At 69.0% G+C, this 15868-nt stretch carries 13 protein-coding genes and 2 pseudogenes; 8 read left to right on the forward strand and 7 right to left on the reverse strand.

Annotation, left to right across the window (positions count from 1 at the left end; genetic code table 11):
• Position 1: 1 nt before the first annotated feature.
• From QE449_RS16950 to QE449_RS16970, 5 genes and pseudogenes are all read left to right on the forward strand, one after another.
• Positions 2-290: pseudogene (locus tag QE449_RS16950) on the forward strand (helix-turn-helix transcriptional regulator).
• Positions 287-853: a hypothetical protein gene (locus QE449_RS16955; protein WP_037183974.1), complete on the forward strand. Its 567-nt coding sequence runs from the start codon at positions 287-289 to the stop codon at positions 851-853. Before QE449_RS16950 ends, QE449_RS16955 begins: the two are co-directional and overlap by 4 nt.
• On the forward strand, positions 850-1746 hold the full coding sequence (locus tag QE449_RS16960) for an ABC transporter ATP-binding protein (protein WP_027504196.1): 897 nt from the start codon (positions 850-852) through the stop codon (positions 1744-1746). The genes QE449_RS16955 and QE449_RS16960 overlap by 4 nt, the downstream gene beginning before the upstream one ends.
• Positions 1743-2964, forward strand: a pseudogene (locus QE449_RS16965) (ABC transporter permease). Before QE449_RS16960 ends, QE449_RS16965 begins: the two are co-directional and overlap by 4 nt.
• A gap of 20 nt (positions 2965-2984) precedes the next feature.
• Positions 2985-4472, forward strand: coding sequence for a carboxyl transferase domain-containing protein (locus QE449_RS16970; RefSeq protein ID WP_307109211.1), 1488 nt, complete (start codon positions 2985-2987; stop codon positions 4470-4472).
• On the opposite strand, the gene QE449_RS16975 is transcribed toward QE449_RS16970, so the two are convergent.
• Positions 4453-4983 (reverse strand): CGNR zinc finger domain-containing protein, encoded by a 531-nt coding sequence (locus QE449_RS16975; protein WP_307109212.1) that lies wholly within the window; start codon positions 4981-4983, stop codon positions 4453-4455. The genes QE449_RS16970 and QE449_RS16975 overlap by 20 nt on opposite strands.
• Before the next feature lie 165 nt (positions 4984-5148).
• On the reverse strand, positions 5149-5829 hold the full coding sequence (locus QE449_RS16980) for a GPP34 family phosphoprotein (RefSeq protein ID WP_307109213.1): 681 nt from the start codon (positions 5827-5829) through the stop codon (positions 5149-5151).
• 42 nt (positions 5830-5871) lie between these two features.
• Between QE449_RS16980 and QE449_RS16985 the strand changes: the two genes are divergently transcribed.
• A complete protein-coding gene (locus tag QE449_RS16985; protein WP_222640864.1) occupies positions 5872-7755 on the forward strand; it encodes a propionyl-CoA synthetase in 1884 nt (627 codons plus the stop codon).
• A gap of 13 nt (positions 7756-7768) precedes the next feature.
• On the opposite strand, the gene QE449_RS16990 is transcribed toward QE449_RS16985, so the two are convergent.
• The 3 genes from QE449_RS16990 to QE449_RS17000 form a co-directional block, all read right to left on the reverse strand.
• The gene (locus QE449_RS16990; RefSeq protein ID WP_307109214.1) at positions 7769-9124 is read right to left on the reverse strand and encodes a deoxyribodipyrimidine photo-lyase; all 1356 of its coding nucleotides are present in this window, start codon (positions 9122-9124) and stop codon (positions 7769-7771) included.
• A gap of 38 nt (positions 9125-9162) precedes the next feature.
• Positions 9163-10098, reverse strand: coding sequence for a triacylglycerol lipase (locus tag QE449_RS16995; protein ID WP_307109215.1), 936 nt, complete (start codon positions 10096-10098; stop codon positions 9163-9165).
• Positions 10099-10249: 151 nt separating this feature from the next.
• The gene (locus QE449_RS17000) at positions 10250-12427 is read right to left on the reverse strand and encodes a glutamine synthetase III (protein ID WP_027504203.1); all 2178 of its coding nucleotides are present in this window, start codon (positions 12425-12427) and stop codon (positions 10250-10252) included.
• Between the two features lie 232 nt (positions 12428-12659).
• Here QE449_RS17000 and QE449_RS17005 point away from each other — a divergent pair, with 232 nt between their 5' ends.
• Both QE449_RS17005 and QE449_RS17010 read left to right on the forward strand, forming a co-directional pair.
• Positions 12660-13367 (forward strand): response regulator transcription factor, encoded by a 708-nt coding sequence (locus tag QE449_RS17005; RefSeq protein ID WP_307109216.1) that lies wholly within the window; start codon positions 12660-12662, stop codon positions 13365-13367.
• The gene (locus QE449_RS17010; RefSeq protein WP_222627756.1) at positions 13364-14683 is read left to right on the forward strand and encodes a sensor histidine kinase KdpD; all 1320 of its coding nucleotides are present in this window, start codon (positions 13364-13366) and stop codon (positions 14681-14683) included. The genes QE449_RS17005 and QE449_RS17010 overlap by 4 nt, the downstream gene beginning before the upstream one ends.
• Before the next feature lie 25 nt (positions 14684-14708).
• Here the strand turns inward: QE449_RS17010 and QE449_RS17015 are convergent, their stop codons facing one another.
• Positions 14709-15065 (reverse strand): FKBP-type peptidyl-prolyl cis-trans isomerase, encoded by a 357-nt coding sequence (locus QE449_RS17015; protein ID WP_027504206.1) that lies wholly within the window; start codon positions 15063-15065, stop codon positions 14709-14711.
• Positions 15066-15135: 70 nt separating this feature from the next.
• Positions 15136-15822 carry a DUF2848 domain-containing protein gene (locus QE449_RS17020; RefSeq protein WP_307109217.1) on the reverse strand — a complete coding sequence of 229 codons (687 nt, stop codon included), beginning with the start codon at positions 15820-15822 and terminating at the stop codon, positions 15136-15138.
• Between the last annotated feature and the right edge of the window lie 46 nt (positions 15823-15868).

Consider the following 15868-nt stretch of genomic DNA (forward strand, 5'->3'; position numbering starts at 1 on the left):
TATGAGTCCGGTCAAACGCGGGACCACGCTCCCCATCCACAACCGCATCGGGTGTGCTGCGCGCCGAGCGTCGGATGACCCGCGCCCAGCTCGCGGAACTCGTCGAGGTCAACCCGCAGACGGTCGGCGCACTGGAACGCGGCGACCACTACCCGAGCCTCGATCTCGCGATGCGCATCTGCGACGTGTTCGGGCTGCCGGTCGAGGCGGTGTTCTCGCGTACCGAGTTCGCGCCGCTGTCCACGGAGGTCTACCGACGCACCCAGCCCGAGGAAGGGACACCACGATGAGTGACACCGTTCTGGACCGCTATCAGGCGTTCCGCACCCGTCGATACCTGCAGAACGAGGCGCGGTACGCGCACTACCTCCCCGGCTGGCGCACCCGGTCACGGCGCCGGCTGCTGGTGTGGATTCTCGTCGCCTCGCTCGTCGCGCTCGCGGCATCGTCGATCTTCATTCTCGTCGGGCCCGAGTGGGCGCCGCTCACCTGGCTTCCCGGCGCGATCCTCATGAGCGTGTCGTGGACGACGCTGCAGATCGTCACCGGCCGCCGCAGCGATGCTCCCGCCGATGCGCTCGACGAGTGGGACCTGGAGCGTCGCAACGCGGCTCGCTCCATCGGGTTCGCGATCACTCAGGGCGCGGTGACGGTTCCGGCGCTCGCACTGGTGTGGGCGACCACCTTCACCGACGATCCCCGACTGGCACTCGGTGGCGGATTCATCATACTGAGTGGTCTACTTGTCGGGATCTGCTCTCCCGGCATCATCCTCGCCTGGACGGCGCCGGTCGACGAACCGGACGAATTCCCCACTCCCACACCCCACTCCCCCGAGAAAGGATCAGCATGAGCGGCTCGACTCTCGAGATCGACGACCTGCACAAGAGATACGGCGAGACCGTCGCACTCGACGGCGTCGGGTTCACCGTGAATCCCGGCGAGGTGTTCGGGTTCGTCGGCAGCAACGGTGCCGGCAAGACCACGACGATGCGCATCACCCTCGGCGTGCTGGGAGCCGATTCGGGAGAGGCACGCCTGAACGGGCAGCCCATCGACCTGAACGTCCGCCGCACCATCGGGTACATGCCGGAGGAGCGTGGGCTGTACCCGAAGATGAAGGTGGGGGCGCAGCTGAAGTACCTGGCCGAGCTGCACGGGCTGTCCACGTCCGACGCCTCCGCCGCGGTCGCGACCTGGACCGAGCGCCTCGGCATCGACGGCCGGGTGAACGACACGGTCGATTCACTGTCACTGGGAAACCAGCAGCGAGTCCAGTTGGCCGCAGCCCTGATTCACGATCCCGCCGTCCTGGTGCTGGACGAACCCTTCTCGGGTCTCGACCCCGTGGCCGTCGACACCATGAGCGAGGTGCTTCTCGAGAAGGCCCGCACCGGTGTCCCCGTGCTGTTCTCGAGCCACCAGCTCGATCTGGTGCAGCGCCTGTGCGATCGGGTCGGCATCATCGGTTCCGGCCGGATGAAGGCCGTGGGCAACGTCGACGAACTGCGCGGCAAGTCCGGCACCACCCTCGAGGTGCACGCCCCGGCCGCTCCCGCCGGCTGGGCCGACGCGCTGACCGGGGTCACCACCGTGTCGCACTCCGACGGGCGCACCAGCCTGTCGTTGGCGCCCGAGGCGGACGACCAGGCGGTGCTCGCCGCAGCGCTCGCCACCGGACCCGTGCACGAGTTCGCCCGCAGCACACCGTCCCTGACCGACCTGTACCGAGAGGTAGTGGCATGAGCGAGAAGTCGACCACCCGATCACCGCTCTCGGCGGGACGAGCCATCGCGCTCGTCGCCCGGCGCGAGTTCGACGTCCAGGTCCGGAAGAAGAGCTTCCTGATCTCCAACGCCATCGTGCTGCTGGTCATCGTCGGCGGCATCGTCGCGTTCTCGATCTTCTCCGGCGGCAGCGACTCCGAGGACCGGACGCCCCTCGGGCTGGTCGGTGACCAAAGCCTGTCCCAGACCCTCACCGCGGTGGGCGATCAACTCGGCGCTCCCGTCGAGGTCCGCGAGATCGGCTCGGCGGACGAGGCTCGCACGCAGGTCACCGACGGCGACGTGGACGTGGCGCTCGTCCCCGGGACCGGCGGCGCGTACACGGCCGTCACCGAGGACACCGTCGACGGCACCCTGAAGGCCGTCATCGACAGCGCGGTCGCCGCGCAGGCGCAGAACGACGCGCTCACCGGGCTGGGAGTCGATCCCGCCACCGTCACCTCGGCGACGAGCGCCGCCACGGTCACGGTCGAGGCGGTCGATCCGCCCGATCCCGCACAGGGTCAACGACTCGCGCTGAGTTTCATCGCCGTCATCCTGCTGTACGCCCAGATCATCACCTTCGGCATGTACGTCGCGATGGGTGTCGTGGAGGAGAAGTCGTCCCGGGTCGTCGAACTGCTGCTCTCCACCGTGCGCCCGCTGCAGCTGCTGTGGGGCAAGGTGATCGGCATCGGTGTGGTCGGACTGGTGCAGCTCACCGCGTACGGCGCCGCCGGCCTCATCGCGGGCACGGCCACCGGCACGCTCACGGTCACCGGTACCCGCCGTCAGCGTCTTCGTCTCCACCATCGGCTGGTTCGTGCTGGGCTTCGCGTTCTTCGCGGTGCTCTACGCCGCCGGCGGCTCCATGGTGTCGCGCCAGGAGGACGTCAACTCGACGACCATGCCGCTGCTGATCGTGATCCTGGCGATGTTCTTCGCGGCGTTCTCGTCCATCGACGACCCGGGAGCGACACTGCCGACCGTCCTGTCGTGGATTCCCCCGTTCTCCGCCATCCTCATGCCGCTGCGCATCGCGGCGGGCGTCGCGGACCCGATCCAGATCGTCGGCACCATCGTGCTGATGATCGTCGCCACCCTGGTTCTCGCCGTCGTCGCGGCCAAGATCTACCAGCGCTCCATCCTGCGCATCGGCCGCACGGTGTCCTGGAAGGAGGCGCTCGGGCGCGCCTGATCGCACGCCATACTGAGCGCATGACGACCTCGGCGCAGCAGTTCCTCGACGCGGTGCTCGATCCCGGGACTTTCCTCTCGTGGGATCGGGCGCCGCTCGTCGTCGCGGCGGACGAGCAGTACCTCGCCGACCTCGAGCGCGCACGAACCCGGAGCGGAGTGGACGAGGCGGTCCTGACGGGTGCGGGCACCGTCGGCGGGCGGCACGTCGCCGTGGTGGTGTGCGAGTTCGCGTTCCTCGCCGGATCCATCGGTGTGGCCGCGGCGGAGCGCATCACCCTGGCCGTGGAACGGGCCACGGCGGAGGGGCTTCCGCTGATCGCGTCCCCCACTTCCGGCGGCACGCGCATGCAGGAGGGCACCGCGGCGTTCGTACAGATGGTGAAGATCGCCGCGGCGGTGACCCTGCACAAGGACGTCGGCCTGCCCTACCTCGTCCATCTCCGGCACCCCACGACGGGCGGCGTGTTCGCGTCGTGGGGATCGCTCGGCCACGTCACGTTCGCCGAACCCGGTGCCCTCATCGGGTTCCTCGGACCGCGGGTCTACCAGGCCCTCTACGGCCAGGACTTCCCCGAGGGCGTGCAGACGGCCGAGAACCTGTTCCGCTGCGGCGTGATCGACGCGGTCGTCCGTCCCGCCGATGTCCGCGGCGTCCTCGAACGGGTCCTGGTGGTTCTGCAGGACGAACCGGAGGCGACCCCAGAGAACGCGGAGCCGTCCGACGAGGGTGCGGACACCTCCGTGTCGGCATGGCACTCGGTCCTGCTGAGTCGCCGCGACGACCGCCCCGGTGTGCGAGAGCTGCTGGCGGCGAACGTCTCTCATCACATCCCGCTGAGCGGCACGGGGCGCGGCGACTTCGACTCCACCGTGACCCTGTCCCTCACCCGATTCCGCGGACGATCGTGCGTCCTGTTCGGGCAGGATCGCACCGGGCAGACGCCGGAGAACACCATGGGTCCGGGCGCTCTCCGAGAAGCGTTGCGCGGCATGCGCCTCGCGGAGCAACTGGGCCTGCCGCTGGTCCTGGTGATCGACACGCTCGGCGCATCGCTGTCACGCGAGGCCGAGGAGCACGGGTTGGCTCCAGGAATCGCGCGCTGCATCTCGACGCTGATCACCCTGCGCACCCCCACCGTGTCGGTCCTGCTGGGGCAGGGCACCGGCGGCGGCGCGCTCGCACTGCTGCCCGCCGACCGCGTCGTGGCCGCGCAGCACGCGTGGCTGGCGCCGCTCCCGCCGGAAGGGGCGAGTGCCATCGTGCACCGCGACACCGCACACGCGCCCGCGATGGCCGAGGCGCAGGGCATCCGGCCCGTCGACCTCCGGTCGGCCCGGATCGTCGACACCATCGTGCCCGAGGATCCGGATGCCGCCGACGAACCGCACCGGTTCATGGGTCGCCTCGGGACCGCGATCGCCCGCGAACTCGACACCGTCACCGCCCTCGACCCGGGCGTCCGGCAGTCCGAGCGACTGCGTCGGTTCAGGACGCTGGGGCAGTAGCCTTCGCGCGGTGCCGCCGGACCGCGTCGCGGTTGGAACAGGCTGTGCCGCAGTACCGTTGGCGACCGGTACGGGAGAAGTCGGCGTAGACACGGTCGCAGTCGTCCGCCGAACACCGACCGAGACGGTGCATGCCGCGGCCCACCAGATGCAGCGCGGTACCGACGCTCACCAGCGCGCGCACGACGTCCGCGAGCGGCAGATCCGGATCCCGGTAGTGCAGGTGCCAGCCGTCGTCGGCGTGGTTCGTCAACCTCGGGTATGCCGAGGTCTGCGCGAGCAACGCGTTCAGTGCGAGCGCCCGTTGCTCGTGCGTCGGCGCGTCGACCACGCCGAGCCACTCCTCGAAGAACACCTCCGCCCGAGCCAGATCGGTGTGCATGGCCACCGTGTCGTCGGACATGCCCGCCTCGAGGCACCGACTCTCGAACTCCACCGCATCGGTCGGGGGCGAGTTCACGATGTCGACGGCCAGCTGGACCGCATATTCTCCGTAAGGGTTGAGGTGCACAAGACCATTACAGCAGACTCGTCGTCATGAGCACCGTGGAATGTCTGCATCGATGGACGGCCGAGTCCCGCCACCGCACCAGCGAGGGCACCGTCGTCTATCACCGGTGCCACTGCGGACGGCACCGCGTCACCCGGGAGACCCCGGTCCAGGAAGCGGTCGGGATCAGCTCCCCGACGTACCGGCCATGACGGGAACCATCACCGCCACGGTGACCGCGGTGTAGACGTCCTGCACCGCCTTGCGCACGGCATCGCTCGCCCACTCCCCCTGCGCGATGTCCTTGGCACGGTTCTTCACCGCGCGCTTGTCCGCATCGGGAAAGACCTTGTGCGTCGCGTCGATCGCCGACAGCAACGCCACCACCGCGGACGTCCGCGCATCGGGATCGAGACCGTCGATCAGGACGGAGTGCAGCGTCTCGCGGACCCGGTCCTCGTGCGACGAATCGAGCGTCGGCCACGTGGTGGTGGGGAACAGCCCCAGGACCGTGCCCTTCTCCTCGCCGACGAACCCACGCTCGACGACGCGGGCGACCACCTGCTCGCGAATGTCCTTGTGCAACTTCTCGACGGCCGATTTCGGCGTCATCGGACGTTTGGCCGTCTCGATCGCCTCCACGGCCCGCTCGAGTATCGGATCCGACACCGTTCGAGCGCCGGACACCGCGAGCCGGCCCTTCTTCGTCGTCTCGTTGTCGCCGGCCACCGACACGGTGCCGTCCATCGCGAGCTCGAGGATCACCGCGCCGGCGAGCACCCGCGGCAGCTTGGTGCTGTCGACGACGGGCTTGCCCGTTCCGTCGTCCAGCAGAAGAAGCAGCAGATCCTCGGCAATCAGGGTCATGTCTCGACCTTACGGAAGTGCGGCCGAGATTACAGTCGGCTCATGACCGAATCGGGCGCCTACCGCCAGGCCTACGACGCCGCTGCCGCCGACCCCGACGCCTTCTGGCTCGAGGCGGCGCGGGCGATCGACTGGGACGTCGCGCCGACCATCGCCCTGGACTCGTCGAACGCACCCTTCCACCGCTGGTTCCCGGACGGTCGACTGAACACGTGCGTCAACGCGCTCGACCGCCACGTCGCGGCCGGTGCCGGCGATCGGACCGCGCTGATCCACGATTCCGCCATGACGGGCGCGCGCGTGTCGTTCACCTACTCCGAACTCCTCGACCGGGTGTCCCGCTTCGCGGGGGCGCTCGCCGCTCGCGGCGTCGGTGCGGGTGATCGCGTCGTGCTCTACATGCCGATGATCCCGGAGGCCGTCGTCGCGATGCTCGCCTGTGCGCGCCTCGGTGCGGTCCACTCGGTGGTGTTCGGCGGGTTCGCCGCTAAGGAACTGGCCGCGCGCATCGACGACGCGGATCCCGTCGCGATCGTGACCGCCACGGGTGGTCTCGAACCCGGACGCACCGTCGACTACGTGACACCCGTCGCCGCGGCCCTCGCCATGTCGACGTCGTCCCCGCGTGCGGTCTTCCTCACGCGCCGACCGGAGATCGACATCGAGGCACCGGGCGACTGGCTGGACTTCCACCGGGAACTCGACGCCGCGACCCCCGCGGATCCCGTGTCGGTCGCGGCGACCGATCCGCTCTACATCCTCTACACGTCGGGCACCACCGGGAAGCCGAAGGGCGTCGTCCGGGACAACGGCGGACACGCCGTCGCGCTGCGCTGGTCGATGACCAACATCTACGACGTCGGACCCGGCCAGGTCATGTGGACCGCCTCGGACGTGGGCTGGGTGGTCGGCCACAGCTACATCGTCTACGGCCCGTTGCTGGCCGGAGCGACGACGGTGCTGTACGAGGGCAAGCCCGTCGGCACCCCCGACGCGGGCGCGTTCTGGCGAGTGATCGAGGACTACGGGGTGCGTGCGCTGTTCACGGCGCCCACGGCACTGCGCGCCGTACGCAAGGTCGATCCGGAGGCCGCGCTGCTGCGCGATCACGACGTGTCGTCCCTGGAAACCCTGTTCGTCGCCGGCGAGCGCCTGGATCCGGACACCTTCGCGTGGGCGTCCCGCATCCTGGACCGACCGGTGGTCGATCACTGGTGGCAGACCGAGACGGGGTGGGCGATCTGCGCGAATCTCCGCGGGCTGGAACCGATGCCGCTGAAGTCGGGCTCACCGACGGTGCCGGTGCCCGGGTTCCACGTCGGCATCGTCGACGGCTCGGGGGCCGAGGTACCCGCCGGCACCGAGGGCAACATCGTGCTCGAACTCCCCCTGCCGCCCGGCACACTCGCCGGCCTCTGGCAGGACGACGACCGGTTCCTGTCGTCGTATCTCGCCGCGTTCGACGGGTACTACCTCACCGGTGATTCGGGCTACGTCGACGAGGACGGCTACGTCTACGTCCTGGGGCGCACCGACGACGTCATCAACGTCGCGGGGCACCGATTGTCCACGGGCAGTATCGAAGCCGTCGTCGGCGCCCACCCGGCCGTCGCCGAGTGCGCCGTGATCGGCATCCACGACGAGACGAAGGGTCAACGCCCCAGCGCCTACGTCGTGCTCAAGACCGGCGTGGACATCGACGACGACACCCTGCGCTCCGAACTCGTCGCGGCCGTTCGCGAGGACATCGGCGCCGTTGCCACGTTCCGTGACGTGACCGTCGTACAGGCGTTGCCCAAGACACGCTCGGGCAAGATCCTGCGCAAGACGATGCGCCAGATGGTCGACGGCGACGAGGTGGTGGTGCCGTCGACCATCGAGGACGCGTCCGTGCTCGACGCCCTGGCGGCCCTCTTCAGGCCCTGAACGGTCCGCACAGTCAAGACTTGAGCGCGCCGAAGCGTCGGAGCGCTTCCTCCCGCTCGTGCTTGTGGTCGACGATCGGCTCGGGATAGTCCTCCGGCCGTCCGTTCTTCAGAGCGTGCACGGCTTTACCCTCGACACCGCGGAGCTCGGGAACCCAGCGACGCACGTAGTCGCCGTTCGGGTCGAACTTCTCGCCCTGCGTCGTGGGGTTGAACACCCGGAAGTACGGCGACGCATCGGTTCCCGTGCCCGCGGTCCACTGCCACCCGTGCTGGTTGCTGGCGATGTCGCCGTCCATCAGGTGCTGCAGGAAGAAGCGTGCACCCCGCCACCACGGCAGGTGCAGGTCCTTCACCAGGAAGGATGCGACGATCATCCGCACCCTGTTGTGCATCCAGTTCTCCGAGACCAGTTGGCGCATGCCCGCGTCGACGATGGGGAAGCCCGTCGTGCCGTCGCACCACGCCTGGAAGAGCTCGTCCGCGTGCGGCCCGGAGTCGAGCTCGATCTTGTCGAACCTCTTGTCGTAGTTCTCCCGAGCGCTGTCCGGTCGGCGAAAGAGGATGTCGGCGTAGAAGTCTCGGAAGCACAACTCGCGTCGGTACGCCTCCGAGCCGTCGTTCTTCAGTGAGGCCAGATCGGCCAGCATGGTGCGCGGGTGGATGGTCCCGTACTTCAGGTGCACCGACATCCGGCTGGTGCTGTCCTTGTCAGGACGGTTGCGCTCGTCGTCGTACCCGGTCGCACGGTCGTCGCGGAAGTCCGCCCACGAGGACAGCGCCGCCTTCTCGCCGGCCTCGACGTCCGCACGGGTCTTCTCCGTCGGAATGGTCACTCGCTTGCGGCCACCCGACACGTCGTCCGGATCGATCCACGACGCCGACGACGCGGAGGTGTCGGCGGGGCCGCGCCAGCCGTGGTCCTGCCAGCGGCGGTAGAACGGCGTGAAGACCTTGAAACCCTCGCCGTCGTCCTTGACGATGCGGCCGGGCGACACCGCGTACGGCGACCCCGTCCGCACCAGGTCGACCTTCTCGGCGACGGCGTCGTCGCGGCGTCGACCGTACGGACCGTAGTCCTCGCTCACGTGCACGGCGTCCGCTCCCACGGCCTTCGCCACGGCCGGAACCGCGGCCACCGGATCGCCCTTCACCACCATCAGGCGGCCGCCGAGCTGGTCGTCCAGCGCTGTCAACGACCGGAACAGCACGTCGCGGCGCGCGGCACCCGACGGGCCGAGGAGGTGATCGTCGAGCACGAACAGCGCCAGCACGTCCCGGCCGTCCTCCGCGGCGTGGGCCAGTGCCGGGTGGTCACCGAGGCGCAGGTCGCGGCGGAACCACAGGACGGAGGGTGCAGAAGAGCTCATGACAGACGTTCGTACCCGTTCCGCGCCCCGGCCGAACGTCAGGGTCCGGTGTAGGCCGGCTCGGCCGGAAGCACCTGCGTCTGGATCTGCGCGTCCACCAGGCCGGCGATGGCGGTGGGCGCGGTACGCAGCGGGCCGAGCGGATCGGTTCCGGGCGGAGTGAGCTGGAGACAACTCTGCGTGCCCACCCTCGACTCGACGGCCGGGCCGTCGTTGTCCAACGCGTCGGCCAGCATCGCGATCGCCGTGGCGTCCGACGGAAGCAGGACGTGGGAGACGTACTTCAGGGGGCAGACGTCCTGGATCACCAGATTCGACGCCCCTGCCATCGCGCCGGCGATCGGAGCCGGTCGGACGAGCTCGTCGAATGCCGTCGAGATCGTGGTGGCCGACGTGCCCGCCGGGAACGGCGTCGACGTCAGTGCGGCCATGAAGTCGGACCCCTCGGAGAACTGCCAGATGGGCGCCGCACAGCCGCCCAGCGCCGCGCACACCGCATCGGTGTCCTGCGGAGCACCCACCGGAGCGAGCCCGACCACGTCGTCCACCACCGCGGCGACCTCGGGATCGGACTTCACCGCCCACGCGGCGAGAGTTCCGCCCTGGCTGTGGCCGACCAGATCGACCGGGCCACCGCGGGTGCTCGCGGTGCGCAGCACGGCGTCCACGACGAAGCGGGTGCTGATCTGCACGTCGACCGTCGCGCGCCGAGGCAGTTCCACCGTGCAGAACGGTCGACCGGTCTGCGTGAGCCACGGTTCGAGCACCGCGCCGAAGTCCTCGACACTGTTCGTCCAAGTGCCGTGCACCAACACCACAGGGTCCTCCGCCGCACCCGCGACGTCGCCGCTGCACGCGTAGGTGGAGCCGACGGCCGGGTCGGCGGGCGCTGCGACCGCCGTGACGACGCTGACCACCACCGTCGCCGCCACCGCGGTCAGGACCAACCCGACCCGAACCGGTAGCGCGAACAACGACCCTGCATTCCACCCTGACGATCCTGATCCCGACGACCCCATGCCGCATCACCCCCGACGGGGAAGCTACCGCCCGCCGGAGGTGGTGCCGCACGGAAAACGGACATTCGGCACGCCTCGAGTGAATGTCACCAGCGCGCCGCGTGCATCACAGGACGAACAACATCTCCTGGTAGGTCGGCAGCGGCCACAGGTCGTCGGCGACGATGTCCTCGAGCTGATCGGCCGCCGCCCGCACCTCCGCCATGGCCGGAAGGAGTGCGTCCCTGGCGTGGGTGGCCTCGCCGAGCGCGTCGTGCCCGGTGTCGGCGTCCAGCGCGCCCTTCAGCGTCGCCAGCCCGGCCCGCAGAGCCGCGAGCGGCACGGACACGGTGTCCAGCGGTGCCCTGTCGATCTCCACGCCCACCGCCTGCAGCGCGGCCAGGTTCTGGGCGACCTCCGTCTGGTACCGCACTGCCGCCGGCAGCACGATGGTGGTGCCCATCTCGAGCGTCAACCGAGCCTCCACACCGATGGTGAGTGCGTACTGCTCGAGCCCGATCTCGTAGCGGCTGTGCATCTCTCGCGAGTTGAACACGTCGTACTTCGAGAAGAGGGCCAGTGCCTCGTCGGTGATGAGCTCCGGCAATGCGTCCAGCGTCGTGCGCAGGTTGGCGAGACCCCGCGCCTCCGCCTCGATGGGCCAGTTCTCCGAGTACCCGTCACCGTTGAAGACGACAGCGCCGTGGTCGGTGATGATCTGCGTCAACAGGTTCTGAACCGCGGTGTCGAAGTCGACCCCGTCCGCGACCGCCGTCTCGAGCTCGGTGGCCATGTGGTCGAGCGACTCGGCCATGATCGTGTTGATGACGACCATCGGCTCGTTCACCGTCTGCATCGACCCCGGGGCGCGGAACTCGAATCGGTTGCCGGTGAACGCGAACGGGCTCGTACGGTTGCGGTCGCCCGGATCGGTGGGCAGCACGGGTAGCGTGTCCGCCCCGATCATCATGGTGCCCTTGCCCTTCGAGGACGTCGCCGCACCCTTGGCGATCTGGTCGAAGACGTCGGCGAGCTGGTCACCCAGGAAGATCGAGATGATGGCCGGCGGAGCCTCGTTCGCGCCGAGTCGGTGATCGTTGGTGGCCGACGCCACCGATGCGCGCAGCAGCCCGGCGTACTTGTGCACCGCGCGGATCACCGCAGCACAGAAGACGAGGAACTGTGCGTTGTCGTGCGGGGTGTCCCCCGGGACCAGGAGGCTGCCGAGCTCGGAGTTGCCCAACGAGAAGTTGACGTGCTTACCCGACCCGTTGACGCCCTCGAACGGCTTCTCGTGGAACAGGATCTCCATGCCGTGCTTCTTGGCGATGGTCTTGAACGTCGTCATGAGCAATTGCTGGTGATCCGCGGCGATGTTGCCGCGCTCGAACATCGGCGCTATCTCGAACTGTCCGGGCGCCACCTCGTTGTGCCGGGTCTTGGCCGGGATGCCGAGCTTGAACAGTTCGCGCTCGGTGTCCATCATGAAGCCCAGGACGCGTTCGGGAATCGCGCCGAAATAGTGGTCGTCGAACTCCTGGCCCTTGGGCGGCTTCGCACCGAACAGGGTGCGCCCCGCGTTGAGCAGATCCGGACGCGCCAGGAAGAAGTGCCGGTCGACGAGGAAGTACTCCTGCTCCGGTCCGCAGAAGGACACGACGTGCTCGGGGTCCTCGTGTCCGAAGAGCGTCAGGATGCGCTCGGCGTGCCGGCCCATCGCCTGCTGGGAGCGCAGCAGACCCGTCTTGTGGTCCAGTGCCTCACCGGTCATCGACACGAACACCGTCGGGATGCACAGCGTGTTGCCGTTCGGATTCTCGAGGACGTACGCCGGGCTGGTGACGTCCCACCCCGTGTAACCACGCGCCTCGAAGGTGTTGCGCAGACCGCCGTTCGGGAAACTCGACGCGTCGGGTTCACCCTGGATCAGCGTCTTGCCGGCGAACTCCGCCAACGCGGAACCGTCCGACACCGGCTCGAGGAAACTGTCATGCTTCTCCGCTGTCAAACCCGTCAGCGGGTAGAACACGTGCGCGTAGTGCGTCGCCCCCTTCTCGATGGCCCAGTCCTTCATCGCGGACGCCACCGCGTCGGCCACCATCGGATCGAGCGGCGCACCGTGCTCGATCGTCTTCATCACCGACTTGTAGACCGATTTCGGCAGGCGCTTCTGCATCACCACGCGGTTGAACACGTTCTCGCCGAAGACCTGACCCGGAGTCTCCGTGTCGGTGTAGCTGACGGCGGGAGGCTGGTACGCCTCGACCGCTCGCAGAGCCTGGAGACGGACCGTGTTCGCGCTCATCGTGATACCCCTTGCATGCTCGACCCCGACCGCGCTGGATGCACCGACGGCTTCGAGAGACGATAGAGACGCTCTGTTCCGGGAAGATTGCGCAGACGTGACCACCGCGATCGTTCCCGGCCCGGCCGGTTGTGTGCAGTGATCCGCGGTGAGCGCGGATCACTGCACACAGGTCGACTCCCGCGGCGCGGGGCGTATCCGCACACCACGGGCGTTCCGGCACAATCGACGGATGACCGCTCCGGACCAGCCCACCGTCCTCGTGGTGGACGACGACGTCGACGTGCTGGCCTCGATCGAGCGCGGACTGCGGCTGTCCGGGTTCACCGTGCTCACCGCTCGCGACGGCGCCGCCGCTCTCGACCTCGTCGGTGCGCAGGATCCGGACGTCGTGGTGCTGGACATGAACATGCCCGTCCTCGACGGCAACGGCGTGGTCACCGCATTGCGCGCCCGCGGCAACGACGTCCCGGTGTGCGTCCTGAGCGCGCGCAGTTCCGTCGACGACCGCATCGCGGGCCTCGAGTCCGGCGCCGACGACTACCTGACCAAGCCGTTCGTCCTCGCCGAACTGGTGGCACGCGTCAACGCGATGCTGCGCCGCCGCGGCACCATCGGTACCAGCGTCCCGACCACTGCCGCCGTGGTGGTCGGACCGCTGAGCCTCGACGAGCCGGGCCACCGCGCCACCATCGACGGGCGGCCCCTCGACCTCACCAAGCGCGAGTTCGAACTCCTCGCCGTCCTCGCGCACAACGCCGGAGTGGTGCTCAGCCGGGAGCGGCTCCTGGAACTGGTGTGGGGGTACGACTTCGTGGCCGACACCAACGTCGTCGACGTCTTCGTCGGGTACCTGCGCCGGAAGATGGAGAGCGGTGGGGTGCCACGGATCCTGCACACCGTCCGCGGCGTCGGCTTCGTCCTGCGCACGGCTTCATGACGACCGGCCTCCGGCCTTCCCGGGTCTTCTCGCTGCGCGCCCGCGTGGCCGCCGCCACCGCCCTGGGCGCCCTCATCATCGTCTCGCTCGTCGGTTGGTACGTCGCAGCGGCCATCTCCCGCAACAACATCCTGCAGCTCGACCGTCGGCTCGAGACAGCGTCCGAGGTGGTGGTACCGCGTGCGCAGACGTTCGAGATGTTCCTCGGGAGCCTGAGCAGGTCCGAGGCCTTCGCCATCACGATCAGGCAGACCGATCAGGTGCGGGCCAGTACTCAGCCGCAGCTCCCCGCGATGCCGCTCGGTTCGGCGACCGCCGACGTCGACGGCACCCCGTTCCGCGTCTACACCGCCGCGGTGCCGGACCGGACGGACGTCACCGTGTCCATCGCGGTGCCGTTGTCGGAGGCGCAGGACATCACGGACGACCAGCAGCGGCAGGTACTGCAGGCCGGCGCTCTGGCGGTCGGCGCGTCGACGGCACTCGGCTGGATCCTCGGCGGACGGGCAGTGCGCCCGTTGATGAGGCTCACGCACGACGTCGCGAAGGACCCGCCGACACCACCCCGCAAGTCGACGGGTGTGCGGGAGGCGGACGCCCTCGCGGCCGCCGTCGGCGACATGCTGCAGCGAGTGTCGGACGCCCAGGCGCGCACCGAGAGCGCCCTCGAGACGGCCCGCGACTTCGCCGCCGTGTCGGCGCACGAGCTGCGGACGCCGCTGACCGCCATGCGTACCGACATCGAGGTGCTGCGCACGCTCGATCTCTCCGCCGAGCAGCGGCAGGAGATCCTCGACGACCTTCAGCGCACGCAGGGCCGGGTGGAATCGACTCTCGCCGCGCTGGAACGGCTGGCCACCGGAGAGCTGACCACCGACGCGGACCGGGTGAGCGTGGACGTCGTGGAGGTCGCCGACCTCGTCGCACGGGACGCCGCGCGGACGTTGCCGGAGACGCGGGTGCGGGTGGAGGCCGACGGGCCGGTGTCCGCCCTGGGCCATCCCACGGGACTACGGTTGGCGCTCGACAACGCCGTGCTCAATGCCGTGCGTCACGGCGGCGCGACGACCGTGGTGATCAGCGTGGCGCGCACGGCGGAGGGTGCGCGAATCAGCGTGGACGACAACGGGTCCGGCGTCCCGGAGGACGAGCGGGAACGTGTCTTCGGACGCTTCGAGCGCGGATCACGGGCCGCGGCGGGCGGATCCGGACTCGGGCTCGCACTGGTCGCCCAGCAGGCTCACCTGCACGGTGGAACGGTGCATCTGGAGGCGAGCCCGCTGGGCGGTGCGAGGTTGGTGCTCGACGTGGCGTGAGCCCGTCGAATCTGCGGAGCAGAGGTCAGGCGTTCAGCAGATCGATGACGAAGACGAGGGTCTTGCCCGACAGCCGATGTCCGGCGCCTGCGGGGCCGTAGGCGAGCTCCGGCGGGATGGTGAGCTGACGGCGTCCGCCGACCTTCATGCCGGGAATGCCGTCCTGCCAGCCCTGGATGAGGCCGCGCAGCGGGAAGGTGATGGACTCGCCGCGGTTCCAGGACGAGTCGAACTCCTCGCCGCTCTCGAACTCGACGCCCACGTAGTGGACCTCGACGGTGCCGCCGGGAACGGCTTCCGCGCCGTCACCGACCGTGATGTCCTGGACCACGAGGTCGGTAGGAGGGGGGCCGGCCTGGAACTCGATCTCGGGCTTGGTCACGATGAACTCCTGTAGTCGACTGATACCGAACGACGATGTCCTGTACCGATCGACTGTAACGTGACTGCGCTCAGCCTATCGGGGACGGCATGGCGACGGTGCGGTAAGCGCAGGTCAGAGTTCGATCGGTCGCCGGGTCGCGCAGCTCGACCTTCCACGCGCTCGCGAACTGGTCCACCCCCGGAACCATCGGCACCGTGCCGGACATCAGCACCGTGCCCGCCCGGAAGAGCCCCCGCTCGGTGAGGACGTCGAGCCAGTGATCGGGCGAGAGCAGATCGCCCAGAGTGCCGTCCTGAATCAGGGTCTCGTCGTCGCCGACCCACGCGCGCAGCGTGATGTCGTCGAGGCGGTCGGCGACCTCGGCGAGCCGCCAGGCCCCGGTGCCGAGCACGTCGGGTGAGGCGTTCTTGCTCCACGCGACGCTGTGCACCTCGAGATCGCGATCGGTGTGGTCGCACGCGACGGTCAGCAGCACGTCGTCGCGGGTGGGACCCGTGATCACCAGTGCCCACTCCGCCTCGCCCGAGGTGTGTCCGTGCTGGACGTGCACCTCGGAGGTCTGCTGTGCCAGGTAGGGCGAAATGGGGTACATCGCCGGAATGGTGGTCGGTGCGGGAACGCCGAGCTCGGCCAGTTCGGCGATGTGGGACGCGACCTCGGCCTGGTCACGGCCCGCGTACCCGGCGTTCAGGAGTGTGGTCACGGTGACCGACTCGGTGGAACCGTCGGGAAGTTCGAAGGTCAGTGTCGTCATCATTTCTCCTGTTACTTCTCTGTTTCGGAAGCGCTCGAGGGGTTGC

It is taken from the genome of Rhodococcus sp. SORGH_AS_0303 (genome assembly GCF_030819335.1).
Classification (GTDB): Bacteria; Actinomycetota; Actinomycetes; order Mycobacteriales; family Mycobacteriaceae; genus Rhodococcoides.